21 protein-coding genes, 2 tRNA genes and 1 pseudogene are annotated in these 25,817 nt (G+C 70.0%); 11 read left to right on the top strand and 13 right to left on the bottom strand.

What is annotated here, in order from left to right:
• Positions 1–202: 202 nt before the first annotated feature.
• Complete coding sequence (locus tag EV385_RS33980) at positions 203–685, top strand: DUF1707 SHOCT-like domain-containing protein (RefSeq protein WP_165449541.1); 483 nt, start codon at positions 203–205, stop codon at positions 683–685.
• Positions 686–751: 66 nt separating this feature from the next.
• On the opposite strand, the gene EV385_RS20715 is transcribed toward EV385_RS33980, so the two are convergent.
• A protein-coding gene (locus tag EV385_RS20715) for an IS3 family transposase (protein ID WP_130510961.1) occupies positions 752–1,917 on the bottom strand; the annotation gives its coding sequence in 2 pieces (ribosomal slippage) (positions 752–1,630 and positions 1,633–1,917; 1,164 coding nt in all).
• A gap of 170 nt (positions 1,918–2,087) precedes the next feature.
• Here EV385_RS20715 and EV385_RS20710 point away from each other — a divergent pair.
• The 3 genes from EV385_RS20710 (at position 2,088) to EV385_RS20700 (ending at position 5,363) form a co-directional block, all read left to right on the top strand.
• Positions 2,088–3,608: a carboxylesterase/lipase family protein gene (locus tag EV385_RS20710; protein WP_130510960.1), complete on the top strand. Its 1,521-nt coding sequence runs from the start codon at positions 2,088–2,090 to the stop codon at positions 3,606–3,608.
• 99 nt (positions 3,609–3,707) lie between these two features.
• Positions 3,708–3,899, top strand: coding sequence for a hypothetical protein (locus EV385_RS35190; protein ID WP_242624979.1), 192 nt, complete (start codon positions 3,708–3,710; stop codon positions 3,897–3,899).
• Between the two features lie 453 nt (positions 3,900–4,352).
• Complete coding sequence (locus tag EV385_RS20700) at positions 4,353–5,363, top strand: DUF4240 domain-containing protein (RefSeq protein WP_242625327.1); 1,011 nt, start codon at positions 4,353–4,355, stop codon at positions 5,361–5,363.
• Between the two features lie 229 nt (positions 5,364–5,592).
• Here the strand turns inward: EV385_RS20700 and EV385_RS20695 are convergent, their stop codons facing one another.
• Positions 5,593–6,660 carry a retropepsin-like aspartic protease gene (locus tag EV385_RS20695; RefSeq protein WP_130510958.1) on the bottom strand — a complete coding sequence of 356 codons (1,068 nt, stop codon included), beginning with the start codon at positions 6,658–6,660 and terminating at the stop codon, positions 5,593–5,595.
• 321 nt (positions 6,661–6,981) lie between these two features.
• Between EV385_RS20695 and EV385_RS35185 the strand changes: the two are divergent.
• Positions 6,982–7,110 (top strand): annotated as a pseudogene (locus tag EV385_RS35185) (IS110 family transposase); the annotation flags it as partial.
• Between the two features lie 368 nt (positions 7,111–7,478).
• Here the strand turns inward: EV385_RS35185 and EV385_RS20680 are convergent.
• The 4 genes from EV385_RS20680 to EV385_RS20660 all read right to left on the bottom strand — a co-directional run bounded on the left by EV385_RS20680 (position 7,479) and on the right by EV385_RS20660 (position 13,648).
• The gene (locus tag EV385_RS20680; RefSeq protein ID WP_130510955.1) at positions 7,479–7,991 is read right to left on the bottom strand and encodes a hypothetical protein; all 513 of its coding nucleotides are present in this window, start codon (positions 7,989–7,991) and stop codon (positions 7,479–7,481) included.
• Positions 7,992–8,240: 249 nt separating this feature from the next.
• Entirely contained in the window at positions 8,241–10,862 is a 2,622-nt protein-coding gene (locus tag EV385_RS20675; RefSeq protein WP_130510954.1) for a helix-turn-helix transcriptional regulator, read from the bottom strand.
• A gap of 516 nt (positions 10,863–11,378) precedes the next feature.
• Positions 11,379–11,777, bottom strand: a complete 399-nt coding sequence (locus EV385_RS34380; protein ID WP_130510953.1) for a hypothetical protein — start codon at positions 11,775–11,777, stop codon at positions 11,379–11,381.
• A gap of 1,511 nt (positions 11,778–13,288) precedes the next feature.
• Positions 13,289–13,648, bottom strand: a complete 360-nt coding sequence (locus tag EV385_RS20660; RefSeq protein WP_130510952.1) for a hypothetical protein — start codon at positions 13,646–13,648, stop codon at positions 13,289–13,291.
• Here EV385_RS20660 and EV385_RS20655 point away from each other — a divergent pair.
• Both EV385_RS20655 and EV385_RS20650 read left to right on the top strand, forming a co-directional pair.
• On the top strand, positions 13,647–13,826 hold the full coding sequence (locus EV385_RS20655) for a hypothetical protein (protein WP_130510951.1): 180 nt from the start codon (positions 13,647–13,649) through the stop codon (positions 13,824–13,826). The genes EV385_RS20660 and EV385_RS20655 overlap by 2 nt on opposite strands.
• Positions 13,827–13,835: 9 nt before the next feature.
• On the top strand, positions 13,836–14,144 hold the full coding sequence (locus EV385_RS20650) for a hypothetical protein (protein WP_130510950.1): 309 nt from the start codon (positions 13,836–13,838) through the stop codon (positions 14,142–14,144).
• 286 nt (positions 14,145–14,430) lie between these two features.
• On the opposite strand, the gene EV385_RS20645 is transcribed toward EV385_RS20650, so the two are convergent.
• The 3 genes from EV385_RS20645 to EV385_RS20635 form a co-directional block, all read right to left on the bottom strand.
• A complete protein-coding gene (locus EV385_RS20645; RefSeq protein ID WP_130510949.1) occupies positions 14,431–14,712 on the bottom strand; it encodes a hypothetical protein in 282 nt (93 codons plus the stop codon).
• A 68-nt stretch (positions 14,713–14,780) separates the two neighbouring features.
• Positions 14,781–15,017, bottom strand: a complete 237-nt coding sequence (locus tag EV385_RS20640) for a hypothetical protein (RefSeq protein ID WP_130510948.1) — start codon at positions 15,015–15,017, stop codon at positions 14,781–14,783.
• A 203-nt stretch (positions 15,018–15,220) separates the two neighbouring features.
• A tRNA-Lys gene (locus EV385_RS20635) sits at positions 15,221–15,293 on the bottom strand.
• Positions 15,294–15,446: 153 nt separating this feature from the next.
• On the opposite strand from EV385_RS20635, the gene EV385_RS20630 reads away from it, so the two are divergent.
• The 3 genes from EV385_RS20630 to EV385_RS20620 all read left to right on the top strand — a co-directional run bounded on the left by EV385_RS20630 (position 15,447) and on the right by EV385_RS20620 (position 18,607).
• On the top strand, positions 15,447–16,667 hold the full coding sequence (locus EV385_RS20630) for a L,D-transpeptidase (RefSeq protein WP_130510947.1): 1,221 nt from the start codon (positions 15,447–15,449) through the stop codon (positions 16,665–16,667).
• Between the two features lie 195 nt (positions 16,668–16,862).
• Complete coding sequence (locus tag EV385_RS20625) at positions 16,863–18,098, top strand: L,D-transpeptidase (RefSeq protein ID WP_242624978.1); 1,236 nt, start codon at positions 16,863–16,865, stop codon at positions 18,096–18,098.
• Positions 18,099–18,217: 119 nt separating this feature from the next.
• A complete protein-coding gene (locus tag EV385_RS20620; RefSeq protein WP_130510945.1) occupies positions 18,218–18,607 on the top strand; it encodes a hypothetical protein in 390 nt (129 codons plus the stop codon).
• 97 nt (positions 18,608–18,704) lie between these two features.
• Here EV385_RS20620 and EV385_RS20615 read toward each other — a convergent pair.
• From EV385_RS20615 to EV385_RS20600, 4 genes are all read right to left on the bottom strand, one after another.
• Positions 18,705–18,780: transfer RNA gene (locus EV385_RS20615), tRNA-His, on the bottom strand.
• A gap of 119 nt (positions 18,781–18,899) precedes the next feature.
• On the bottom strand, positions 18,900–19,490 hold the full coding sequence (gene orn, locus EV385_RS20610) for an oligoribonuclease (RefSeq protein WP_130510944.1): 591 nt from the start codon (positions 19,488–19,490) through the stop codon (positions 18,900–18,902).
• 333 nt (positions 19,491–19,823) lie between these two features.
• On the bottom strand, positions 19,824–23,114 hold the full coding sequence (locus EV385_RS35740) for a hypothetical protein (protein WP_130510943.1): 3,291 nt from the start codon (positions 23,112–23,114) through the stop codon (positions 19,824–19,826).
• Positions 23,115–23,340: 226 nt separating this feature from the next.
• Positions 23,341–25,002: a copper resistance CopC/CopD family protein gene (locus EV385_RS20600; RefSeq protein ID WP_130510942.1), complete on the bottom strand. Its 1,662-nt coding sequence runs from the start codon at positions 25,000–25,002 to the stop codon at positions 23,341–23,343.
• Positions 25,003–25,130: 128 nt separating this feature from the next.
• On the opposite strand from EV385_RS20600, the gene EV385_RS20595 reads away from it, so the two are divergent.
• Positions 25,131–25,715 carry a sigma-70 family RNA polymerase sigma factor gene (locus EV385_RS20595; RefSeq protein WP_130510941.1) on the top strand — a complete coding sequence of 195 codons (585 nt, stop codon included), beginning with the start codon at positions 25,131–25,133 and terminating at the stop codon, positions 25,713–25,715.
• The last annotated feature ends 102 nt before the right edge of the window (positions 25,716–25,817 follow it).

Here is a 25,817-nt window from a genome sequence, read left to right as displayed (position 1 = left end):
CCGTCCGTACGTCGCGCTGGCAATCACCGGCACCGGCCTGGCCGTTGCGTACGAGCATCGCGCGCCGTCCGGACAGCGCCGTGGGCGTCGGGCCACCATCCGGTCACGCCACGACGCGCGCGTTGGCGACCTCCGGCCAAGCCCCCGATCTGGCCGATCGGTTGCTCCAGCTTCGCCCGGAGTTGTCATTACGCTGTCAGCTATGGCCAACGACGGCGGGAACGGCCGTAGCACCGACTCGGACGGTTCCTCCGAGCTGCGGATCGGTACTCCCGAGCGACAGGCGGCGCTGGAGGCGCTGGAAACCCACATGACCGCCAAGCGACTGAACACCAGCGAGTACGAACATCGGGCGGAAGCCTGTGATCGGGCCCGCACCCAGGCAGAGCTGTTACGGATCTTCGCGGATCTACCTGCCCCGCATCCACACCTTCCGCCGCCGTTCGTTCAGGCGGCCAACCCGGCGGACAGCGACAGCACGCCACCCATGCCGCCAAGCGTCGTGGCAGGATGCCTGACACTGGGGCTGGGTCTGCCGGTTGCCGTCGTCCTAGGCTTCGCTTACGACCTGTGGTGGGTACTTGCGGTGCCGGTAGCCATTCCGGTAGTGATGGCGTACGTCGAACAGCTGCGCGCGCGTCCGGTTCGCCGTGCGCCGGGGAGCGATACACCAACGCCAGAATGACAACTCACATGCGGCTTCCCGCGCTCGGTCATGGGGGTCTGCTGCACCGATAGGTGACAGGTGTAGTCACGCGGCCTGACTGGCCGGTGGAGTCATGATCGTCTCGAACTCGATGGGGGTCAACCGGGACAGCGAGCGTTGGCGTCGGCGGCGGTGGTAGGTCCGTTCGATCCAGGTCACGATCGCGATCCGCAACTGCTCGCGGGAACGCCATACGCGCCGGTCCAGGACGTTGTTTTGTAGCAGGCCGAAGAACGATTCCATGGCGGCGTTGTCGCCAGCGGCACCGACCCGGCCCATCGAGCCGACTATCTGGTGCCGGTCGAGGGCCCGGACGAATTTCCTGGATCGAAATTGCGACCCGCGGTCGGTGTGAAGTACGCAGCCGGCCAGGTCATCACGGCGGGCGGCGGCGTTGTGCAGCGCGGCCACAGCCAGGCGGGACTTCATCCGCGAGTCGATGGAGTAGCCGACGATCCGGTTCGACCAGACGTCCTTGATCGCGCACAGGTACAGCTTGCCCTCACCGGTGTGATGCTCGGTGATGTCGGCCAGCCACAGCCGGTTCGGGCCCTGCGCGGTGAAATCACGGCGCACGAGGTCGTCGTGCACCGGCGGACCGACCTTGGCGCCCTTACCGCGCTTCTTCTTACCGAACGCGCTCCACCAGCCGTTACCCGAGCAGATCCGCCACGCGGTCCGATCAGCCATCGGCTGCCCCGCTTGGCGGGCCTCGTCGGCCAGGAACCGGTATCCAAACTCTGGATCATCACGGTGTGCGTCCACGAGCGCGTTGGCTCGGTACGCCTGGGTGACCTCCGCGGTCGTGACTGGTTGGGCCAGCCACCGGTAATAGGGCTGGCGAGCGATGTTCAGTACCCGGCACGTCACCGCGACGGGGACCCCGCCGGCGGCCAGCTCACTCACGAGCGGGTAGAGCCTTTTCCCGGCAGGTTCGCCTGCGACAAGTACGCGGCGGCGCGGCGTAGGACCTCGTTCTCCTGCTCCAGCAACTTGTTCCGGCGCCGCAGTTCCCGCAGCTCGGCCGACTCGCTGCGGGTCACACCCGGCTTCGCGCCGGCATCGACGTCGGCCTGACGCAGCCACTTGAACAACGTCATCGGATGGACCCCAAAGTCCTTCGCGATCTGCTCGACCGTCACACCCGGGTCACGCTCACGGGCAACCCGGACGACGTCGTCACGGAACTCTTGGGGGTAGGGCTTCGGCACAGGGACATCCTTCCAGCTCACCCACAGGGCAAGCCATCTCAGATGTCACCTATCGGTGCAGCAGACCCTGGCGCCTCGCTGTGGCCGCGTACACCGATTGGCTTGCCTGCACCAGGCGGGCACTGGATGCTCGGCGGGGCGGCAATGGGGAGGAACGCGGAGTGTCCGTTATGGCATCCAGCAAGCCGTGTGGGTCCGAGCCGGAGGTCCGTACGGCGGCCGGGGTGGTCTGCGGCAGGCGGGAGGCGGGCCTAGCGGTCTTCCGCGGTGTCCCGTTCGCCGAGCCACCGGTCGGCGCCCTGCGTTTCGCCGCTCCGCAGCCGGTGCGCCGCTGGGACGGTGTGCGCCCAGCGGTGGCGTATGGCCCGCCACCGCCGGAGTCCGGCCTGCTCGGGGCGCCTCAGGAGACGGCGGGCGACGACTGGTTGACGATCAACATCTGGACACCGCAGCTGGATCCGGGGGCCGGGCTCCCGGTGATGGTGTGGATCCCCGGCGGCGGTTACGTCGCGGGCAACGCCAGCCTCCCGGAATACGACGCCGGGCACCTCGCCCGCAGCGGCACCGTGGTCGCGACCCTCAACTACCGCCTCGGCGTGGAGGGTTTCGCGCAGATCGACGGAGCCCCGGCCAACCGGGGACTACTCGACCAGGTCGCGGCCCTGCAATGGGTGCGCGACAACATCGGGGTGTTCGGCGGTGACCCGCAACGGGTCACGGTCTGCGGGCAGTCCGCCGGCGGCGGATCGGTCGCCGCGCTGCTCGCCATGCCGCGCGCCGCCGGGCTCTTTCGCCGGGCGGTCGCGCAGAGCGTGCCGGGAACGTTCTTCTCCCCGGAATTAGCCACCGACATCGCCGCCGCCTGCGCCGCCGAGCTGGGGGTGGCGCCCACCGTGGCGGGCCTGTCGGCAGTGGCCCCGGCCCGGCTGCCCGCTGCGGCTGATGCGATCTCCGCGAAGGCGGTCCAATGGCGGCGCCGCTGGGGCCAGATCACACACCGGCCGACCCTGTTCGCACCGGTTGTCGACGGTGACGTTCTGCCGGCCACGCCGTGGCAGTCGCTGGCCGACGGCGCCGCCCGGGACGTCGAGATCCTCGTCGGGCACACCCGTGAGGAACACCGGCTGTTCAGCCTGATCGACGGTGTGCTCGGCCAGGTCACGCACGAACAGGCCGAGACCGCTGTGCAGCTGCTCGCCCCCGGGTCCGACGGCGCACGACGGTACCGGGAGGCATTCCCGACCGCCACCGACGAGGAACTGTACGAAGTGGTCAACGCGGACTGGCTGTTTCGGATGCCGAGCCTGCACCTGGCCGACGCGCAGATCGCCGGCGGCGGCCAGGCCCACGTCTACGAACTGACCTGGCCCGCTCCCGGAGCCGGCGGTGACCTCGGCGCCTGCCATGGCCTGGACGTGCCGCTCGTCTTCGGCAACCTGAGCAGCGGACAGCCCGCCGTGCTGATCGGCGACCCGCCCTCACCGGCGGCCGAGGAACTATCGGCGCAGATCCGCACGGCGTGGACGGCGTTCGCCGCTCACGGCGACCCCGGCTGGCCCCCGTACGACGCCAACCACCGCATCACGCAACTCCTCGACACGCCGCCGACGATCACCGCCTACCCGGAAGAGTCCTCACGGCTGCTATGGCAGAACCACACCTTCGCGGCGCTCCCACTACTGGCGCCGTGACAACGACACTGAACCGGGACGGGACCACCAGCAGAGCGACAGAAACCTGACCCCAAAACCTTTCCGCCGAGCCTCGCGCACTGCGCCGACCTGAAGACGGTGCAGGCGCAGCTCGGACACAGCAGCATGCTGCTCACCGCGGACACCTACACCAGCGTCCGCACCGACCTGCCGGCATACGCCGCGGAAGCCACCGCCCGGCTCGTCCTCACCGCCGCCGCTACCGGATCGACGACCGCGTGGCGAGATCCGCTGGGGAGGCTGACATCGTCCACTCGAAACGACCCGTGAACTAGAAGTTCGACCACCGCGCAGGTCCGGGTCCGAGACGGCGACACCAACACATGTCCCACAAAGATCAAGCCGCATAGCCCGACGGCTATACGGCCTGGTGGAAATGGTGCGAATGGTGCGCCGCGTAGGACTCGAACCTACAACCCGCGGATTAAGAGTTCGCGATCATGAGTGTCGCCTACCGCTTTGCAATGCCGATTCGTGCCGGCTCATTCCAGTCTATCGGCAAATCGATCCCGGTGGGCTGCCGATTCATTCCGACGGGTGACGTCCCACGCCAAGACCGTCGATCACGCATGGATCACGCGTTCCATCGCCCAATGACGGCGGCTGGGGCGCTCTGGCGTACTGATTTGCCGATGAGCGGATGCCGCTCAGGATCGCACTGTGCCGCGTCCTCGCTCGAACGGCAGTGAGCCGGCGGGTCGCTTGGATAGCGTTCTCAAGGTGATGGACGAGATCGATTTCTGGAGGCTGGTGCAGACGCTGGGCCGGAACCCGGACGATGAAGCTTTCGACCGGTTGACGGCACGGTTGGCGGCCCGTTCTGAGGCCGATTTGATCGGCTTCGCGGATCGGCTCGCCTCGGTGCTGTGGGCGCTGGACACCCCAGCGCATTTCACGGCCGCGCGGACCGCGAGCGATGATGCGTTCCTCTACATCCGGTGTGCCGTGGTGGCGGCTGGGCAGAAAGCCTTCGACCGCGTGTCAAGGAACCCGGCCGCGCTGGGCAAATTCGCCGGCGACGAGGCAGAACTGCTGCTCACGGTCGCTGAACGTGCCTACGAACAGTCGACTGGCCGACTTTGGGAGCACGAGACACCGGTCAGCTACGAGACGGGCAGCAACACTGCGGCCTGGGGCGAGACAGCTGGGCCCGGCCCCGATGCCTCCGCCACGGCCGCGCCCTGGCTGGGACTGTCGTTCGGTTCAGCCAGCCCGGGCGGACCGCCGGCTGCATATACGCTGTTGCTGCGTGAGGTCGTCACAGCAGTGGCTTCCGATCCCGCCTGGCAGCGATGGTGGGCCGAGGCCGACGTGCCCCTGTGCGAGCTGTCCCTTGTGCTGGACGGCACCGGGCACACGGCTCCGGAGACGACCGTCAAGCGCGGCCGTAAACGGATCCGGGTGCAGGTCGTCCGCAATCCCGGTCCGTTTCCGGCTGCCGAACCGGCCGCGCTGCTCGCGATCGCCACCGACGAGATCCGGGAGTTGCTGGAACTCGCTCGGGAACATGTCGGTCTGGGCCTGTTGCCGCCGCTCCCGGCCCCACCACTGCCCGTCGACCTGCCGGCTGAGCGTTTCGAGCCCGACGCTGGCCTGGAGATCCCGCCGGAGCTCCCGGACGAGCTCCTCGAGCGAGCGATACGCGAGGGAGGTCTCGGTCCACAAGACATCATCGAGTACTTCCGAGATCACCCAAACGCTGAAGGAGCGGCTCGCTGGCTGAATGGCCACTGAGCGACGTGCTCTCGATCAGGTGCATGCTTCTGCTGCGCCGGATGGCTGGCTGAACCTCGACCGGTACCTTCGAATCCGGTTCGGCGGCCAGCCGTCGCCAAACCGTGGGGTCGTGCGGGGGGTGCGGATCGTTCTGCAGCTGCACGACCCGGGGCGCCCGCAGCTGGATCCGAGGGCCCGGCGCGACGTGCGCACCGACCCCTGCCTGATGTGTCTGCCGTGGTGGAGGTCAGGGGCGGGGATGCAGGATCAGTCGCGAGCTGGACAGGTCGATGGTGACGCGATAGCGGTGTAGGTAGTCGGTGCCGACGAGACCGTCGTGGATGATGTCTTGGAATTGGACGCGGGCCGCTGTCTGGGCGGTCTGCGGTGCGGCGGCGAGGTACACGTCGCCGTGGACGGTGGCCCAGTGGCGGGTCCAATCGTGACCGGTTTCGTCGGTGCCCGTCCTGGTGGTGACGTTGGGGTCATCCGGCTGGATGCCGCACTCAGGCATGAGGCGGGTGTCGAGAATGAGGTTCGCCGAACCGGTGTCGATCTCCACGTGGATCTGGCGGCCGCTGGGTAGCACCAGGGTCGCGAACGGGTCGACCGACGCCGCGTCCCGGCGCAGGTCGAGGGGGATCTGGTAGCCGTCGCCGGGGAAGCTGTCGGCGGGTTGCACGGTGAGGGTGGATGTGTCTGGATCGATGGTGATCGTGTGTTGGTGGAAGAAATCGAGCCCGAGGATGCCGGCGAAGCCGGCTGGGCCGTCGACCTCGCCGAGATCGGCGACACAGGCGAGGTGTCTGTCTACGGTGTACCCGCCGAGCGCGGCCGGTGGTAGTCGCACGAGCGGGGAGGAGATGGCTTGCCCGGACATGCGCCGGGCGGTGTAGGTGTCACCTGTCGCCTGGGCGTCGACCTGGGCGGCCACCAGGGAGGAGACGACGGTGACGCCGATGCCGGTATCAACCAGGAAGCGGTATCGGTCGCCGCTGATCTGAACAGGGACTCGGATGAGGTGCTGAACGCGATCGAACTCGACCGTTGTGATCACGTGAGGATTGTGCAGATCGACTGCGGTCGAGTCCAGCCCGGCTCGCCGCGACGTGCCTTCGCGCGTTGCGGTCCACCGCACCCGCTGATGACCATGACAGCTCACCATGACTAACCCCGATGACGAGCGGCAGCCACTATCCGGATCTGCCGCTCTCCGTGCGCACCGATAGCGCTCGCCGTCACGCTCGGTGATCGGCTTCGCGTGTTGATGGTACTCGGAACTGGCGGGTTGAGTACGGAGTACGTGTGTCGGCAAGATCCAGGCACGGTGGGTGCATGTCGTCAGAACGCTCCACCTACGTGCCCAACGGGTTGTTGGGTCGTCTCGTCGGCTTTCGCCTCTACTCAGTCGAGTTCGTCATGGACTATGTACAACTGCGATTCGATGGACCTACGGCGGCGGACATGCCGGTCTTCAACTGCGATGTCCTCCCTACCGTGGAGACGTCGGCAGGCATGATCGCCCCCAAGCAGTTGGGGTTGGCCGACGCGCTCCGTGGACTCATTCCGAGCCATGTTGTTGCGACAGTTGAGGAGACAGGCCGCGGACTTCGGGTCGAGTTCGACGAAGGGGCCCCGCGCCTACGCCGAACGACGCACCAAGGAAGGCATGTCCAAGAAAGAGATCATCCGCTGCCTCAAACGCTACGTCGCCCGTGAGCTCTACCAGCTCATCACCTCAAACGATCTTCAACTCTCAGCTTGAAATCCATAGGAGCATCACCACGCGAGAGATTCTCAGTGACAACGAGACGAGGCGTCTCAGGAACGGTCCGCGGCAGCCGCACGGCGGAAGCACCTCAACAGCGGTGCCCGGATGCCGCGCAACACCCACCAGGCGCACCAATGCCTCGCGAATGACCGGCCACTGACCCTACTGCCCAAACCGATCACCGCCCCAGACCGGCTCGCCCGCTTGAACATCCACCGACACGATTGCCTCGACGGCATGCTCCACGAGTACGAACATGCCGCTTGACCAGCCCGGACGTAGTTGTCGGCAGGTACCATGACGTGCGATGGAGGGTGGCATCGCGCCACCAACCATCGCACGGCTGTTACCTGAATCGCACCCTACGACTCCCGGGGGTCGCCCACCGGCCAGTAGGACGAGCGGCAGTCGAACTGGCCGCTGCCGGTACGCGAATTGTCGTCGTTGATCCAGACCTGGAGCACCGCGTTGGTGCGGAACGGGTTTTCCAGCGGCGTAGCCCCCACGCCGATGTACTTCCACGTACTGACGTCGGTCGAGTTCGAGTTGTCCGCGTTCAGCCGCACGTAGCGGCCGATCGCCGCGTACTTCGGCGCCTCGCTCGTCGGAAAGCCGTTCTCCGGCCAGGCCTGCTGCGTCCAGCCCATCGCACTGTTGTTGCCGGTGAACCAGACGCCCGACCAGATCTCTCCGTCGCACCGCACCCAGTACGACTGGCCCGGCCAGACAACCTGAAAACCGACGGGACCCGCCCCCACACCCGCCTTGACGGCGCGGACAGGCCTCCACTCAGTCGCCTGAGCGGCTCCCGGCGTTACCGCAACTACAACGGCAACGACGGCGGTGGCCAGTGCAGCTGACAACTTCTTGCTCATGAATTCCCCTTGTGCATGGATCCCGGCGCGCCATCCCCCAGCCCGCCGATCGGCCAGTGCAGATACCTGGTTCACCAGCAGTTGCCGGCCTGCCCCCGATTCCCCCTCGCGTCGACCGGCGTCGGTTGCTGACGTGCCTGTGTCATCCCCCGGCCGGACACCGCGCCCGGACCGAGATCAACTCTGTCGGTCCGGTGGTGCGCTGTCCTGAGTGGCCGGTACTCAACCGGCTGGCCTGCGGCCGGCGCGCTACTCAGCCGGCACGGTGGGCGCTACCGCCGACCGCAACTCGCGCCGGCCGCGAACCCCGAGCTTCTCGTAGGAGCGCTGGAGGTGGTTCTCCACCGTGCGCACCGACAGCACCAGCCGTTCGGCGATCTCGGTGTTGCCCAGTCCGGCTGCGGCCAGCGTGCAAACCTCCAGCTCACGCTCGGTCAGCAGCCCGCGGGCCGGTACGTTGCGGGGAAGCCAGGCCGGCCAGAAGCCGTCGCACTCGTCGCGCAACTGCTCGACCCGGCGGCCGAGCCGGGCCGCGGCGCGTCGGTCGGTGTCGCCATACGCGGCTGCGGCCCGGGCCGCAGCCTCCAGCGCCAGGGTGCCGAAGCCGCGGGCCTGCCACTCTTCGCTGGCCTGCTCCAGCCGGCCGGGGTCGCCGTCCAGCACGACCTCGGCGTAGTCGGCGTACCAGGCGAACAGGGGACTATCGGACAGACCGGCCACCCGTCGCAGTTCGGCGGCCGCCGGTGCGGACGGTGCCACCCGGCACAGCAGTTGCAGCGCCTCGATCGCCATGGCCACCAGCCCGGCGTCAGCGAAACGTGCCCCGAGTTCGCTCAGCAGCTGCACGGCGCGCACCCGCTCCCCCGACATGGCGATCAGCCAGGCCTCGCTGACCGCCGCGTAGTCCGCCGCCCCGCCGTCGGGCAGGCAGGCCACGGCCTCCGCCAACGTCCGCCGGGCGTCGTCGAAGTCGCCCAGATGCGACGCCCACCATGCCTGCATCGCGAGAATGTTGGCCCGCACGGGAAACAATGTCCGGGCATCCGTGACCGCCCGCGCCTCTGCCGCCCAACGCACCGCCTCGCGCAGCCTGCCGGCGTCGCCGGCGCAGACTCCCGACATCATCGCCAGCAGCCCGACCGCGTCCGGTGAGCCGCTGGCAACAGCATCGTGGTAGTAACGCCCGCAGATCTCCGCCGCCTCGGCCAGGCGCCCACACATGACCAGGGCATGTACGTGACAGGACTGGGTGGCCGCGCGCATCGTCGCCCAGATCTGCGGGATCGGCAGCTCACCGGCGTCGAACTCCGCCGCGGCCAGGGCCGGGGCCCCGGCGAACACCAGCAGGTACGGACGTAGCGGCGCGACAGCCGTGGCGAGCAGCGGGTCGATGGACGGCTGCGAAAGGGCGACACTGATCGCCTCCAACGCCTCCGGTCCTCGGCCGCAGAACACCGCGATTGCCGCCTCGACGCCGAACAGTTCGTGCCGCACCTCGGCGGGCAGGGCGCGGGTCGCCTCGGCAAGCACCGCGTCCGCCACCTCCGGCTGACGCAGACCCCAGAACAGGTTGAGGGCGCGCAACGCCGCCGCTCGGGCCCGGTCGGCGGGGTCGGTCAGTTCGGTGTACGCGGCGGCGAGCTGGGCGTCGGCCTCCTCGCAGCGGCCCAGCGCGACGGCGGCCCGCCCCTGGTGCCAGACATCGAGCGGTGCCGGCAGGTGCCCCGCGAGTCGGTGAGCCAGCGCGGCGCCGCCCCGCAGCAGCGCGTCCTCGACGGCGACGACGAGGTCCTTCTCCTCCACCGGCAGCCCGGCCTGGCAGCGCCAGGATACAGCCCGCAGCCGATCCTCAGCCGTGGCACCCGGTCGCTCCATCACGTCCGCCAACTCCCGCAACACCCGGCGGGCTCGCAGGCTGCCGATGCCCGCGCGCACCGCCTCGCCGTACATCGGATGCCCCAGTCGGACGGAGAACGATCCACCGACGGTGCCCAGCCGGATCAGGCCGCGTTCCTCCAGCCGTTCGGCCGCCCCGGAGTCGACCAGGTGCTCCAGCATGGTCAACGGGATCGGCTCGGCGTACGCCACGTAGGTGAGGGCCGCGCGCTCCGCTTCGGACAGCCCCCGCACGGTCCAGGCGACCATGTCACCGAGGCGCAGCGGGGTTTCCTGCTCTCCCCGCCACACCCAGAGCCCATCCTCCAGCGCCACCGCGCCGGTGTCGCACGCGTGTCTCAGCACCTCGCGCACGAACAGCGGGTTTCCCAATGTCAGCTGCCACAGGACGTCGTGCGTCAGCCCGTCCACCACGCCGCCCAGTGCGCCACCGATCAGCTCCCGCAGGTCGGACCGGTTCAGCGCCGACACGTCCATCCGCCGGAGGTCACCGATCCGGCGGGCGAGCACCGACGGCATCGCCGCGACCATGTCGGTACGCACGACGGCCAGCAGGCTGACGACGCCATCGGCGACGAGCCGCTCGAGCAGCGCCGCACTCGACTCGTCAAGCCAGTGTGCGTCGTCGACCCCCACCACCACCGGCCGCGCTCCGACGAGTTCACCCAGTCGCCCCGCCAGGTACCGGAACGCGTCCGCGACATCCGCCGGCGCGGCCTGAACCAGACCGACCAGCGCACCGAACGGCACCTCCTGCCAGCCCGGCGTGCCGATGACCCGAACCACCGCCTGACCCGCCCGTTCGCAGGCGTCCAGCGCGGCGGCCGCCAGCCTGCTCTTGCCGACACCGGCGTCGCCGACAAGCAACACCCCGCCGTTACCGGCAGTCAGGACCGCACACAGCCGGTCCACCTCTGCGTCCCGCCCCACCAGCGGCCACACCGCGGAGCAACGGTCGGACTTGTCCAGTTGCATCGTGGTCCTTCCCCATCCATCCAGCGCGCCAACATAACGGCATGGGCCAACCACGACACGTACCGGGGATAGCCGCCGCCGAGGCCGGCGATTCCGGATGGACTTACGACAGCGACGCGACCGACCGTCCCGCGGCCCTGGCCGAACATCTCACCGGCATCCGCCTGACCGAGGCGGCACCCCGGAGGTGCTGGCCCGGATGCTGCGCGTGGATCCATCCAGCCTGCGACGCTGGCGGACGGCCCGGCCGCTGCAAGGGGCCGCCGTTCATCGCACTGTCCGAACCCGTGATCATGAACTCGATCGAGGACGTGCGAGCATGGTTGGCCAGCCGTCGTGTCACCCCGAAGGCAGCATGACCAGCACAGCGCAGCACGCGCCTCTCGGTGCTTCGCGCGCATCGTCACCTTCGCGGCATGCACCGCGGGCCCGGACCGGCGAACCGGGCATGCAGCCGCCAACTCATCCGACAACTGATCAAACTCGATCGCCGCCGTCTACCACTCAACGAGCCGATCATCGATACGTTTCGCTTGCTGAGTGCCGTTGCAGCACCAGCGCCCACCCGGGCGTCAGCAGCCCACGATGACATCCGTGGGACCTCTCACGCGCTCTGGTGCCGTGCGGCGAACAGGGGTCTGCTGCACCGGTGGCGGCGAAGGCGGTCCACAGACTTTCGGGCGGGTAGGTGCCAGCGCGCTCGGTGCGACCGAGTTGTTCGAGGTAGTCGGCCAGCCGGTAGTGCGGCTGGCGGTTTACACGCAGGTCGTCTGGACGAGGACGGATACGGGTCAGCGGACCACGCGCTCCTTTGCACGGGGTGGCGGTGTAGGCCAGGGCCTGCTCCAGCCAGTCCTCACCCAGGCTGTCCCAGTCGTGATCGTCAAGATAGCCCGGTGCAGCATGGGCCAGCATCGTATGTGGGATGGCGAGGGGGTGGCCGAGCCGACGGGCATCCATCGCAACATCGATGATCGCCCGCGCGGCCGAGGAGCGGTCTGGTAACGGTCCTTCAGCTCCGGCGCGCCCGCTAGGTACTGGATGATCCGCCCGCCCTCGGCGCGATCGGCGGCCACACGGAACCGAGGATCCACCTTGGCCTGGTCCAGCCCGGCAAGCTCGACGGGGGTGAACCCGTCGGCAACGCTGACTCTGGTGCCCGTGAGGAGATCGCGGGCTTGTGTGTACGGATCCGGTTGTCCGGCGCGCGGCCGGGTGGTCAATGTCGACCAGAACTCCTGCCAGAGCGTGGCCAGCACTAGCACGGGCCCACGCTGCCTATCGTGCAGCAAGGCGCGCAGCCCAGCGGCGACCCGCTCACCTAGACGTACGTCTGGCGGGGATAGGTAGTGCTGGGCCTCGTTGAGCCAGACGATTGTGTACGGGCCGACCTGGTCGAGCGCGGCTGCGGTTGCTTCCGGTCTGCTCGGATCATAAGGGTGCCACAGCCGCCACCGGCCTGGCTGCTGCCGATCTAGGTATTGGGCGAGTTCCCAGCAGGCTCTGGTCTTGCCGGTCGAGGACCCGCCCACCAGTGTCACCAACGCGGAGGTCCCCTGCATGACGTGATCGGCGGCCTGACGCATGTGGGTGTCGTGTGCCCATGGCACGTATCCGGGTAACCGATCCGTCTGCTCACCAGGGAGTTGGATCGCTGGGTGCACCTCCAGCATCAACGGATCACACTCGCCAAGCGGGCGACCCACGTGCGATTGTTGTGCCTCCGCCGAGGGTCCTGGTCCGGGCGGGTCCGCCTGCTTTGCGACCTGCGCGGCCATCCCGAACTCATCCATGCCGCACGCGCGGGCAAGCGTCCGGGCGACTGCGCGGACGTCGTCTAGTGTCGCTGGACCCCCCGGCTGATGATTTTGTGGATCAAGTCCTTCTTCGGTGAGCCTTCCAGGCGCTCGTCGGCGGCGATCTGCCTTTCAAGGTCCTCCAGCGCTGGCCGACCGGCCCTCTCGTGTAAGTCGTAGAGCAGACCACGGATCTCCCGTTGCGCTCCGGGAGCAAGATCGGGCCGAGCCAGACTCCGCGGCTGGCGCACTGGTCCACCCGCCGCCTGGCGACCTACTCGTCGGGACTTGTCGGCATCCATCGCCGATCCAGCTTGCCCGACTCACCCTCCACCGCGTACCGAACAACACTCATCGGCACCCGGGTGGATCATTAGGGCAGCCCTGAGTCTGGAAACCAGCCGGCGCTGGCTGACAGTTTCCTTCCAAGACCCCTGGAGCATTCCGATGACCACCAGCCACACACAGCGCGCCATCAGGAACGCCGGACTCAGCTCACCACAGCGGCTATCACCGGCGCATTCGCGGGACTCGTCAAAGCAGTCGCCTCCTGGCTGATCGATCACCTCACAACCGGGTGCTGATCCCGGGCCGACTTCCCGGTCCGTCAGGTCGATAAGGAATCTTGTGTCAGGTTTGGGCTGATCTGGTCGTCCGGCTTCCTGCGGGGGCTGCTGCCCCAGCGCGCCGGGCTGGCCAGCAGCCGGACGGCGTCGGCCACCACCAGGCCCCGCCGCTGAGGTATAGGCACGGCGGCTGGGCGGTGATGTCATCACGGAGCCGCGTCAGCTCCACGCCTGGCATGAGCAGCCGTACGACCGAGCCGTCTGCGGCGGGCACGTCCCAGCCGTCCCGGTCGGCGGCGGGATCCCGGACTGGCTCGCCGAGCGCCTTGCCCCGGTCGCGGGCCGCGGCAAGCAGCACCTCGACGTTCGCCGCGGCGAGATCTTCGCGGGTGTCGTCGAGCGGCGCCGTCTCGGGATTGATCATGGTCCGACGATACGGCCCGCAGCCGCTCATGGGCTCCGGTCAGGCACGCATCGACGACACCGATTTCCTGTCCAACGACACGTACGGTGCCAGCGACCCAGTCCGGGACACCACAGAGGGCGACTCCGGTGTCGTGAGCCTGCACGTCGCGCGCAAACAGCTGCACCGGGCCGTCTAATATCGGCCGGTGCAGACGACCGACCCGACGCGCCCGCTGAAGTTGTACGCAGGACTCGCCGCGGTCTTCTTCGGGATCCTGCCAGCCGCGATGATCGCCCTGCTGGTGGCCCGCGGGAACACGCCGCGCTCGGTCGGGCTGCTCCTGATCGGCGGTGCGCCGCTGGTCCTGGCCGGGCTGATCAGCATCGCCCAGGGCTTCCGGGAAGCCGACCCAGAGGCGGCCGCACGCCGGCTGCACCGAGGAATGGCCTTCATCGCGGGAGCCGACGTGCTGCTGCTGGGCGGCAACGCCCTGATCCGCATAGCCACCGACTGACCGCTTCCTCTCGCGGACGCAGGCGCCGTAGTTGGCCGCGTGGATCCGCTCGAAGCCGACCAACCGGGGCCGGCAGGCGCGCCGAGTCACCGAGAACGGCGAGCTGCTCGCCGAGAACGCCGGCCGCGACTGCATGGACTCCACTCAGGGATTCCCGAAGACCGCTCGACGAGCTCGTCGAGATCGCGTGAGCGCCGCCGCCCCCTTCGGGCCCGCCGTACCGGTACGGGTGACCACGTTCGAACGTCACGCCGTACGCGAACCGCCTGGCCGTCCGTTGGAACGGTCAATGCCGCCGCCGGTAGGCCCGGCCCAACAGCCAGAACATGGCGGCACTGCCGGCGGCCGCGGCGACGCCGATCGCCAGTTGCACGTACCAATGCCGGAGCAGCGGTGCATCGGCGAACGAACCGGCACGGACGAGCCCACGCAGGATCATCAGCGCGGCGAACAGGGTGATTGCGGCACCGATCCACCAACGCTGTCCGCTGTTGCCCGGCGATACGTCCGGACACCCGCTCGCTGGGTCGATCGCGGTCTCGTCGTCAGCGGCGGGCTGCGGAAGCATGGGACAAGTCTGGTCGCCCGAGGACGCCAGCGCATCGGCCCGGAGCCGTAACCAACCCCTACCCTGGGTCATAGGCGACCACCCACCGGAAGTGGCAGTGCAACCCCGGATGCCTTGCCGGATCCGCTGCCGATGGTCCTTATGGGCTGCTTGGTGGCGGGGCTTGGGTAGGTCCAGGTACTTCTGGACGCCGCGCAGCACCGAGGCAAGTGCGAGCAGTCGGACTGGATCGCGTCGTCGCCGAACGCGCGCCCGGCGCGCAGGGCGATGTACGCATCGGCGGTGGTGGACTCGATCAGGGACATGGTGGTGCTGCTCCTCTGCGCAGGAGTAGCGGGTACGACCGTCGGCTGGCACCGTTGAGCGGCCTGTCGCTCACCAGAATGCCACCCTCTGTCGGGGCGTATCATTATCTATAGATCACGCACGGATCACGCAAACGTCCACAAGGGACATGAAAAAGGCTCTGATTCGGCGTCAAATGCCTGATCAGAGCCTTGATCAACTGTGCGCCGCGTAGGACTCGAACCTACAACCCGCGGATTAAGAGTCCGCTGCTCTGCCAGTTGAGCTAGCGGCGCTCGCTGACAACGACGGAAACGATAGCACGGGCCCGAACCCCCACTCCAACGGGTATCCCCACATGATCGCCTCGGCCACGTCATCCACAACCGGGCCCCACATCTTGCATGGATCAGGCAGGATGTCCGCGCAAGGTCGAGAACGGGGATGACATGGTTGGCAGGCAGCGCTCGCTGGTAGCGGTCGGGGTCGTGGCGGTCTTCGCCCTGACCGCATGCACGGGAGGCGCGGATGCCTCGCCCGACCCGCAGACGTCGAGCGCACCCCCAACGGCCGCGCCGCAGCCCGTGGCGGCCACGGTTCCGCTCGCGCTCGCCATCACCCCGGCGACGGGCAAGAAGGACCTGCCGGTCAGCACCGAGATCGGGCTCAAGCTCGCCGGCGGCACGGTCAAGACGGTCACGCTGCGCGACGCCAAGGGCGGGACGGTCGCGGGCACGCTGCGCCCGGACGGCTCGGCCTGGGTGCCCGCCAAGCCCCTCAAGCACAAGCAGCGGTACGCGGCGACGGTCACCGCCGCCGACCCGGGCGGCGCCACGACGACCGCGACGACCACCTTCACCACGATGCCCGAGCCGGCCCGCCGGACCGGCACGGGGCTGTACCTCTTCGACGATCACACGTACGGAGTGGCGATGCCGGTGGTGGCCGAGTTCAACCCCGGGATCAAGAAGAAGGACCGGGCCGCCGTACAGAAGCGGATGTTCGTGCAGACCGACCCGCCGCAGCCCGGCGCCTGGTCGTGGACCTCGAGCGGCACGCAGGCCTACTACCGGGCGCCGAAGTTCTGGCAGCCCGGCACGCAGCTCAAGGTGCGTCTCGCAGTGGGTGGCCTGCCGACCGGCGGCGGACGCTATGGCACCAAGGACCGGGCCGCCACCGCGAAGATCGGCCGCAGCTTCGAGATGAAGGTCGAGAACAAGACGAAGAAGATGACGGTGCTGCGGGAGGGCAAGGTGGTCCGGACCATTCCGGTGAGCCTGGGCAAGCCGAGCACCCCGTCCTCGAGCGGCACGATGGTCGTGATGGACAAGCACACGTCGACGGTGTTCGACACGACGGACACCGACGGCGCCAACGGCTACCGGATGAACATTGACTACGCGCAGCGACTGACCTGGAGCGGACAGTACGTGCACTCGGCTTCCTGGTCAGTGGGTGCCCAAGGTCACCGCAATGTTTCGCACGGCTGTGTCAATGTTTCCCCGTCGAACGCCCGGTGGCTGTTCGACCACACGCTGATCGGTGACCCGATCACGGTGCGGGGCACGGGCGACAAGCTGGTCCAGGGCAACGGCTGGACGGCATGGGACCTGAGCTGGGAAAACTTCATCAAGGGCAGCGCACTTCCGGTCCCTGCCGACCTCAAGTGATCTGATCCTCCCCGCCCGGGACGCAGAACATCCGCTGCACGGCCGAATGGGTGTTCGCGGCCGTTTTGCGCCCTCGCCCGGCCCCACCGCGGCACGAATCCGGGATTGGTGCCCTGGCATTCATGAGAGAAGATGGGCGCCGGACGACATCACGGTGGGGAGAACATGGGTACGAGTGGAGTTAGGTCGACGGGCTTGGATACAGCCCGTCCGGCCGCCCGGGCCGGCCGACGGCCGTGGCGGGTAGCAGCGGCCGCGGTGGCGGCCGGCGTCGTTCTGCTCAGCGCGGGATGCAGCGGCGACAAGTCGCCCTCGTGGCAGAACGGCTCGCAGGGAAGCGGCGGCAACGCCCAGTCCCCGTCTCCGACGCCGACCCAGAGCACCGTGGCAGTCACCACGCCGGCGCCGGACGCCAAGGACGTCGTGGCGATCACCGACATCAAGTACGACAGCGAGGACCCGGAGAACACGTCGGTCGAGGTCAAGGACGCCGACGGCGACGCGGTCAAGGGCGAGCTGGACAAGGACGCCAAGGTGTTCCGCCCGGCCAAGGCGCTGAACTACGGCACCACGTACACGGTGACCGTGACCGGCACCGCGACCGAGGGCAAGTCCGGCACCTCGACGGCCTCCTTCACCACCATGGCGAAGCCGTCGAAGCAGGTACGTGTCTCCAGCTTCCTCGGTGACGGGCAGGTCGTCGGCGTGGGCATGCCGCTGATCGTGCGCTTCGGCCGTTCCGTGCCGGAGAAGTACCGCGGCGACGTCGAGAAGCGGATGACCGTCAACGCAACGCCGCAGCAGGAAGGCACCTGGCACTGGATCAGCCCCACGGAGATCCACTACCGGCCGAAAACGTACTGGAAGCCGTACAGCAAGGTTTCCTACCAGGTCAAGCTCGCGGGCGTTCCGATGGGCAACGACTGGTACGGCCGCTCCGACCTGGGCGTCGACCTCAAGATCGGCCGGAGTTTCGTGATGACGGTGGAGAACAAGACCAAGCGGATGACAGTCCGTCAGGACGGAAAGGTCATCAACACCATCCCGGTGAGCCTGGGCAAGCCGAGCACCCCGTCGTCGAGCGGCACGATGGTCGTCATGGAGAAGAAGGAACACACCGTCTTCGACACGATCGCCGAGCTGGGCCCGGAGGAGGGCTACCGCACCAAGATTGACTTCGCGCAGCGGATCACCTGGAGCGGCCAGTTCATCCACGCGGCGAAGTGGTCCGAGGGCGTGCAGGGCCGTACCAACGTGTCGCACGGCTGCATCAACGTCAGCGAGAAGATGGGCAAGTGGCTCTTCGACCGCACGATGATGGGCGACCCGGTCACGGTCAGCGGCACCGGCAGCAAGCTGAAGAACGGCAACGGCTGGACCGACTGGAACATGAGCTGGGACCAGTACAAGCAGGGCAGCGCGCTGTCCTGATCCACGGCACCACCGCGGGCCCCGGTCGTCACTCGGCCGGGGCCCGCGGCGTTCCGTCGCGCGGGCCACGTGGGGGTGGTGTTCCGGTCAGGCGGCCCGGGTGCACCTACGCTGGGCTGATGCCGCGATCACCCATCGCTGTCGTGCTGCTCGCCCTCCTGCTTACCGGATGCGGCGGCGGTTCCCCGCCACCGGCCAGCAGCCCGGCACCGACCAGCGCCAGCGCGGCCGTGGACGACCCGCCGGGCACGATCACCTGCGCCAGGCTGACCCAGGCGATCACGGACGCCACCCTGATGCAGCCCGGGGTGGTCGACAGCATCGTGGCGGCCAGTACGACCGCGGACGCCCCGGTCGCCGACGCGGCGCGCCGGCTCGGTGAGGCGTACGCCGCCGCGGTGGCCGCCCACGGCACCGCCGACGAGCCCGACGCGGTGGCGGCGGTCAGTGCAGCGGCCGCGGAGATGTCCCAGGTCTGCGTCGACTCGGGCCTGGAGACCGCCGGCTGAGGACGCCGCGCTCATCCACCCCGGGGTCGTGATCGCCTGGACAGCACTCAGGCCCGGTCTTGGACCGGGCCTGATTCGCTGCCACATGTGACTAGCTTGGGGTGATCGACGGGGCTCGAACCCGCGACATCCGGGACCACAACCCGGTGCTCTACCAGCTGAGCTACGACCACCATGCCCCTCGCTGCGGCATTCACCGCGGCGCGCGCCGGACAATCATAGCCACAGTCGCCGGACGGACGTCGAGCGGGTTCCCGGCGCGCCCCGCAGACCGCCTGACGACCGCCGCGGGCTACAGCTCGGCCCCGATCGCCCGGGCCGTCTCCACATCCGGGCCGGGCGGCGGAACGAACACCGTCCGGCGGTAGTACTCGAGCTCACGGATGCTCTCCCGGATGTCCGCGAGGGCGCGGTGGGCCAGACCCTTGGCGGGCTGACCGAAGTACACCCGCGGGTACCAGCGGCGGCACAGCTCCTTGATCGAGGAGACATCGATCATCCGGTAGTGCAGGTACGCGTCGAGGGTCGGCATGTCGCGCGCCAGGAAGCCCCGGTCCGTCGCGATCGAGTTGCCGCACAGGGGCGCGGTGCGCGGGGACGGCACGAATTCGCGTACGTACGTCAGGACGGCGTCCTCCGCCTCGGCGATCGTGATCGCGGAGCGGCGTACCTCCTCAGTGAGGCCGGATTTGGCGTGCATGTCGCGGACGACCTCGGGCATGGCGTCGAGCGCCGCGTCGTCGGCGTGAATGACGAGGTCGATGCCCTCACCGAGCACGTTGAGATCGGGGTCGGTGACCAACGCGGCCACCTCGATCAACGCGTCTTTGCCAAGGTCGAGACCCGTCATCTCACAATCGATCCACACCAGAAGATCCGCCACGCGGACAGCCTACGCGTCGGCCGGTCGGTGCGCTGCGCCGTCGGCCATACCCGCCTGTCGGGGACGTTCAGTTTGTTATGCCCGATTTTGGGCGATAACTTCCCAGCCATACCTGACGTTGGCTAAACTGTGCTTAACGGACGAAACCCCCTTCGGTTACTCCGTTCCCCCGGTAATGGGCCCTCCGCGTCGGCAGCGCGGGGGGCCCATTCATGCGCGCCGGAGTCCCGCCGTGTCGATCAGGTCGACGCGACGGTCAGTCATTGGACCGTTGCCGGATCGACGCCGAGGGCCACCCGGCTGGGCGGCCCTCGGTACGGGCAGTGAGTCCGGTCAGTCCTTTGTCGGGCGTTTTGCCGCCCCCCGGGCGACCGGTTTGGCGGTCGGCTGCTTGCCATCCTCGTCGGACGCCCCTCGTTTGCGGCGAGTGGGCGTCGTACCGCGAGCCAGGAGTTTCGCCACCTCCTCCTGGTAGTTCGCCAGGGCCGAGGGCTTGGCATCCTTGGCGGCGTCCACCGTCGCTGGCGTGCTCGGACCGCCGTCTGCCGTCTGCGCAGCGGCCGCGCCCGTCGCCGCCGGACCGGCCGAGGCGGCCGTGCCGAGTCCGGTCTTGCGGCCCAGTGCCGTGCGGGCGCCACCGGAGCGTTGCCCGCCGATACCGCTTGCGGGAGCCTTCCGGGCGCCGGTCACGCCGGGCGGGGGAGAAACGCCGGCCTCGGGTGCGGCGCCGACCTCGGGTGCAGCGCTGGCCGCGGAAGCGACGCTGGCGACGGGTGGGGCACTGACCGCCGAAGCGGCGCCCGACGCAGAAGCGGCGCCCGACGCAGAAGCGGCGCCCGACGCGGAAGCGGCGCCCGACGCAGCCTTGGGGGACGCGGCGCGAGGCGCAGCGGCGACGGGTGTGGCGGCCACGGCCGTGGGCGGCGTCGACGGTTGGGCTGGGGTAGGGACAGCCGGGCGGCTACCCGGCACCGGTCCCGCCGAAGGTGGAGCTGCCGCTGGACGGACCGTGGCCCGCGTCGTCGCCTTCGCGCCGGTGGGCGCGGGCTGCTCGTCCGTGGCGCTGGATGCCCCGGCGGACTTCCTGGTCGACGGCGAGTTCGCGGACACCGAGGGGCCCTTCAGCGCACCCGGATCGCTCGGAGAGCCCTTACCGGCCGAGACGCCGCCGGTGGCCCGCCCGGTACTCGGTACACCCGATACCGGCGCGACCTGGTTGGGTACCGACGGGGCGGGGTCCTTTCCGGTCTCCGCCGATGGGGCCGCGTCCGGCCCCCTCTTGGGCATCCGTTTGGCGGTGGTGTCCACGGCGGTGGGTTCCGTGCGACGGCCCGTCGGGGTGGCGGTGTTCGCCGTCGCGGCACCTGGCGCGATATCGGACTTCGCCCCCGCCGGAGCGGTCGTCGCAGGCTTCGCGTCGCGAGCGCCAGGCGCTGCCGGAGCCGCCGGCTTGGCCGGTACGGCTGCCGGCTTCGCCCCGGCGGCGGCACTCTGCTCGGTCGACACTGCCGGTACGGCTGCCGGCTTCGCCCCGGCGGCGGCACTCTGCTCGGTCGACACTGCCGGTACGGCTGCCGGCTTCGCCCCGGCGGCACTCTGCTCGGCAGGTGTGGTCGCCGGTCCGACCCCGGACCCACTCGCCGGCAGGTCCGACGGACGGGCCTCGACGCCACGCGCCGGTGTGGCCGCAGTGGTCGCCGTTCCAGCCGCGCCAGGCCCTGGCACGGGCGGCGTAGCCGCCGATCTGGTTTCGGTCCCCCGCGCTGGCACGGGTGGCGCGGCCGCCGACCCGGCCCCGGGCCCACGTGCCGGCACGGCCGGCGTACCCGCCGACCCAGTTCCGGACCCCCGTGCCGGCCGGCCGGCCCGGTTTCCCCCGGCGCGGGTCAGGCCGGTGGCGGCCCAGTCCGTGGCGCGCGAGCCCGTCACGTATCCGATCTGGATCGGAGGCTTTTCGCTCGACGGCGATGCCCCGGGCCGCGTACCGCCGACCACGCCAGTGGCCGGCTGACCTCCGGCAGAATCCCCGACCGGCTGGGCCGTCTTCGCGTCAGCGGCCCCCGGAGCGGCCGACGCCCCTGAAGAGGTCGACGCCCCTGAAGAGGTCGATGGACCGGAAGAGGTCGACGGGCCCGAGGCTGCCGGTCCGCCTGCGGCGTCGGCTTCCCGGGATGCCGCCGCGGCCACGGCTGCCGCCGCACGAGCCTCGGTCTCCCGGGCCCGGGCGGCTGCCGTTTCGGCGACCCAGGCGCCGACGGCGGAGGCCTCGAAGGCTGGCGCGTCGTCGGCCGGCGCGCCGCGCCGCCGGGCGGGACGCTGCCCGGTCCGGCCGAACACCGGATCGGACGTGGCGGCACCGGGGCCCGGCGCCGCGCCGCCGATCAGGCCGAGCGGCTCACCCGGCGCGGGCGCCTTGCGCTCCGCTGCCCCGTCGCCACCGGCCGGACCGGACCGCGCCGAAGGCACGGCAGCACCCGCTGCGCCCCGCCCGGCGGGGGCCTCGGAGGTGGAGGGACGAGCGGAGGTGGGGGACGTGGATCCGGCGGCGGTGGACGCCGGCGCGGCGGCCACCGTGGACGCGGCTGCGGCGTCCGACCCGGCCGGACCGGCATCCGACTTGCTCACTCCCGTGGCCGGTTTCGCCGGCCCGGCGACCGGTCCGGCGACCGGCCCGGCGACCGGCGCGGCGACCGGCGCGGCTGCCGGCCCAACGACCGGCGCGGCTGCCGGCCCGGCGGCGGGCACGGCTGGTTCGACGGGTCGGGCGTCGCCGGTGGGGCGGGACTTCTGCAGCGGGCGCGCCGGCGGCCAGCTCAGCTGCGGTAGGGAGCGGCCGCTCTTGGCCAGGGCGTCGGCAAGCGTACGGGGACGGGTGGCCGCGGCGTGCCGGCCGCCGCCGGAGCGCGGCAGGGGCAGCGGGGCGCCGATCCGCTTCATCAGCTCCGGCACCTGGCTGGGCTCCACGACGTACACGAGTTCGCGGCGGCGGGCCGGCCAGGCGAGCATGACCAGGCCGCCGAGGACGAGGAGGCTCCCGAGCATCAACAGTGCCCAGGTGGCCGAGTTCAGCCAGCCGGGGCGTATCTCCGCGACGGACTCCAGGTGCAGCTGCGGTTGGGCGGTACGGCTCATGATGACCAGGCTGTACGGGCCGCCGCGCAGGTCCTGGGCGGCCCAGTCGAGGGCGCCCGTGCCGGCCTTCGTCCAGATGCGCTGTTGGCCGGGGTGGCTGGGGGGTTCGTGGCGGCCGTCGACCTGCTGGATGCCGACGGGCAGGTCACCGGTGGCGAGGTCGAACGAGTGAACGGCCGCGCGCGGCACCCCGTCGAGGTACACGCCGACCTGGGCGGTGGGGGCGATGCCGATGAAGGCCGGGCCGTCGCCGGCGGCGGCGGCCACCCGTATCCGGGTCCCGCTGGAGCGGACGTACGGGACGTCGCGGCGCAACAGCCCGTCGAGGTCGCCGACGACCACGGCGTACCCGGGTGTCGTCAGCGGCTGCACCTTGCCGCTGAACGCGCCGCCCGCGTCGCGGTGCTGCATCGCGGTCCACAGCACGGCTCCGCCGAGCAGGGCCGGTAGCCCGACGATCAGCATCAGCATTCCGAGGATCGTGCGGATCACCCGCATCAGCCTGTCCCCTTTCCGGTCATTCTGCGCAGACCATACGACCAAAACGGCCGGAAAAAGGGGCAAACGGGTACTTAGGTCCCGGGATGCATGACAACAGCCCGGACGAGCCGGTCCGGGACAGCGCGGACGAACGGCCGACAGCGCGGACGAACGGCCGCCGGGCTGGAGGCCTGATCGGCGGGACGGACTCCCGCCGGGGCCGCGTCACTCCACGGGGCTACGAGATCTTGGCGGTCATGGTCACCGTGGACTGGTCGATGTCGCTGGTCCGCAGCGTGAACTTGAACGTCCAGTCCCCCGCCGTGGGCAACGCGATGTCGCCGATCGCGTGGAAGTCCGTGATCCGCAGCAGCGGCACCTCGATCGGCTCGATCCCCTTGGCGGGCAGCGCCGCCGTGGCCGTCCACTCGACCACGGGCAGCGGCTTGTTGTCCGGGGTGTACGCGTACAGGTGCACCGAGTTGTTGCCGACGCTCGCCGGGAAGATGTCCACCTGCAGCGACATCGACGAGTTCCGCAGTGTCTGGCTCACCGTGGTGTTCTTCGTGGCGGCGGTCTCGGCGGCCTCGGCCGTGCGGGGCGGGGCGATCTGCACCAGGGCCGCGGTGACGGCCAGCACCACCGCGGACACAGCAAGCTCGACACCGACCAGGCGGCGCAGCGGGCGCGGGCTCTCCGGCACCCCGCCCTTGCGCACCACGCTGCGGGCCACCGCCGCCACGGCGATCACCACCCCGGCGAGACCGACCTTGACCAGGATGAGCCGCCCGTACGTGGTGTCCACGAGGCCGCTCAGCGAGCCCACTTCGATCATGGCCTGCACCACCCCGGCCAGCAGCAGGGCGCTCACCGCCGTGGCGGCCCACCGCGACCAGATCGGCAGGATCGCGCCCAGCTCCCGCGCGTCGGCCTGGGGCAGCAGGAACGCCAGCAGCATCAGCAACCCGCCCAGCCATACCGCCATGGCCGCCAGGTGGATCGCGTCGAGCACCACCGAGACCCCGGCGACCGGGGAGGCCGTCGGGTGCCCGCTCAGCGGCCAGGTCGCCAGCGCGGCCACGCCGAGCGCACCGAGCAGGGCGAGGTCCGCCTTGGACTCGCCGCCGCCGCGCAGCAGCGGGCGCAGCAGCACCGCGGCCGCGCAGATCACCCCGAGGCGCACGAGCATGACCGCCCCGAAGGTGCTGCCCAGCACGTCGCGCAGGTCACCGAAGCCGACGTCGAACATCGAGGCGCCGGTCGCGTACGGCGCCTGCAGCCACAGGGCCAGCAGGGTGCTGCCGAGCACCAGGCCGATGCCGGTGTACACCAAGCGGGCCGGGCCGCGCCGCGACAGCCGGTGCGGCCACAGCAGCGCCAGCACCAGCACCGGGCCGACCAGCAGCACCAGCCCCGCGTACCCGAGGAACTTGCCGACCGAGATCAGGGTGCGCACCACCGGGTCGCTGCCGGTCGCGTCGCCCGCGGCGACCGGCGGGGTCGACTGCTCGCCGACGGAATAGCTGATGCTGCCGCCGATGGGATGGCTGTCGGCGGAGATGACCCGGTAGCTCACCACGTACGTGCCGCGGCCGCCGCCGGAACGCAGCGGGACCGTGACCGTGCCCCCGTCGGCCTGCGGCTTGCCCTGGTCGGCCCGCTGCCCGTCCGGGCCGAGCACCTGGATGCGGCCCTCGACGAGCTGCACCGACTCGCTGAAGGTCAACGTGACCCGGTTGGGGGCGTCGGGCACGATCGTGCCGTTCTGCGGGTCGCTGGCCACCAGGGCGGCGTGCGCGCTGGCCGGGGCGGCCGGGCCGAGCAGGAGGCCGAGCACACCGAACAGCAGGCCCGCGGCGGCCGCGAGAGCCCGGCGCCGGCGGAGACGAACACGGATCATGACGCGGCCGGACACGGCGAAGTTGAGCGGGTCATGACGGCCATGCTCCCCGATCGGCGCACGCCGAGCCCACCGGGTCGTCGATCCGTGCCTCTGCCACGGGCGGATAGTCGTCTGCCACAGCGGGGATGGTTCCCGACGGCACCGACATTTTCCGCCAAGTACCATTGCCGCTCGTGACTCCCCCCGACCACGCCACCGACCTCGCCCTCGCCGCCCGCGGCGGCGACGCGGCGGCGCAGGCCGCCTTCGTGCGCGCCACCCAGGCGGAGGTGTGGCGCTTCGCCGCCGCCCTGGTCGACCCGGGCGCCGCCGACGATCTGACCCAGGACACCTACCTGCGGGCGTTCCGGGCGCTGCCCGCGTTCGAGGGCCGCTCCACCGCCCGTACGTGGCTGCTCGGGATCGCCCGGCGCGCCTGCGCCGACCACCTGCGCGCGGTCGTGCGCAAGCGGCGCCTGGACGCGCGGCTGGCCGCGCAGGCCTGGACCGAGTCCCCGCACCCGGACCCGGCGCTGCGCCTGGGCACGGCAGACCTGCTGGGCGCGCTGAGCGAGGAGCGCCGCACGGCGTTCGTGCTCACCCAGGTCCTGGGCCTGTCTTACGCTGAGGCCGCCGACGTCGAAGGGGTACCGGTCGGCACGATCCGTTCCCGGGTCGCCCGCGCCCGCGAGGAACTGGTGACCGCGGTCGCCGCCGCCCGGGCCAGCTGACAGGACCAACGGCCCTGGCCGGGGCCGGATCTTGACGGTTTGCTCGCAGGTGATCGAGGACTGACAGCCGATTCACAGCGGTTCGAGGGAACCGCACGGCCT

This window comes from Krasilnikovia cinnamomea, from assembly GCF_004217545.1.
Lineage (GTDB): Bacteria > Actinomycetota > Actinomycetes > Mycobacteriales > Micromonosporaceae > Actinoplanes > Actinoplanes cinnamomeus.
The sequence above is the reverse complement of the archived record's forward strand: the minus strand, read 5'-3'. Positions and strand labels throughout refer to the sequence as shown.

Bases quoted from the DNA above. Each gene is read 5' to 3' on its own strand.
- EV385_RS33980 (WP_165449541.1), top strand. From the start codon at position 203: ATGGCCAACGACGGCGGGAACGGCCGTAGCACCGACTCGGACGGTTCC.
- EV385_RS20710 (WP_130510960.1), top strand. From the start codon at position 2,088: ATGGCATCCAGCAAGCCGTGTGGGTCCGAGCCGGAGGTCCGTACGGCG.
- EV385_RS20700 (WP_242625327.1), top strand. From the start codon at position 4,353: ATGGACGAGATCGATTTCTGGAGGCTGGTGCAGACGCTGGGCCGGAAC.
- EV385_RS20680 (WP_130510955.1), bottom strand. From the start codon at position 7,991: ATGAGCAAGAAGTTGTCAGCTGCACTGGCCACCGCCGTCGTTGCCGTT.
- EV385_RS20675 (WP_130510954.1), bottom strand. From the start codon at position 10,862: ATGCAACTGGACAAGTCCGACCGTTGCTCCGCGGTGTGGCCGCTGGTG.
- EV385_RS34380 (WP_130510953.1), bottom strand. From the start codon at position 11,777: ATGCTGGCCCATGCTGCACCGGGCTATCTTGACGATCACGACTGGGAC.
- EV385_RS20655 (WP_130510951.1), top strand. From the start codon at position 13,647: ATGGTCCGACGATACGGCCCGCAGCCGCTCATGGGCTCCGGTCAGGCA.
- EV385_RS20660 (WP_130510952.1), bottom strand. From the start codon at position 13,648: ATGATCAATCCCGAGACGGCGCCGCTCGACGACACCCGCGAAGATCTC.
- EV385_RS20645 (WP_130510949.1), bottom strand. From the start codon at position 14,712: ATGCTTCCGCAGCCCGCCGCTGACGACGAGACCGCGATCGACCCAGCG.
- EV385_RS20640 (WP_130510948.1), bottom strand. From the start codon at position 15,017: ATGTCCCTGATCGAGTCCACCACCGCCGATGCGTACATCGCCCTGCGC.
- EV385_RS20630 (WP_130510947.1), top strand. From the start codon at position 15,447: ATGGTTGGCAGGCAGCGCTCGCTGGTAGCGGTCGGGGTCGTGGCGGTC.
- EV385_RS20620 (WP_130510945.1), top strand. From the start codon at position 18,218: ATGCCGCGATCACCCATCGCTGTCGTGCTGCTCGCCCTCCTGCTTACC.
- EV385_RS20600 (WP_130510942.1), bottom strand. From the start codon at position 25,002: ATGATCCGTGTTCGTCTCCGCCGGCGCCGGGCTCTCGCGGCCGCCGCG.
- EV385_RS20595 (WP_130510941.1), top strand. From the start codon at position 25,131: ATGGTTCCCGACGGCACCGACATTTTCCGCCAAGTACCATTGCCGCTC.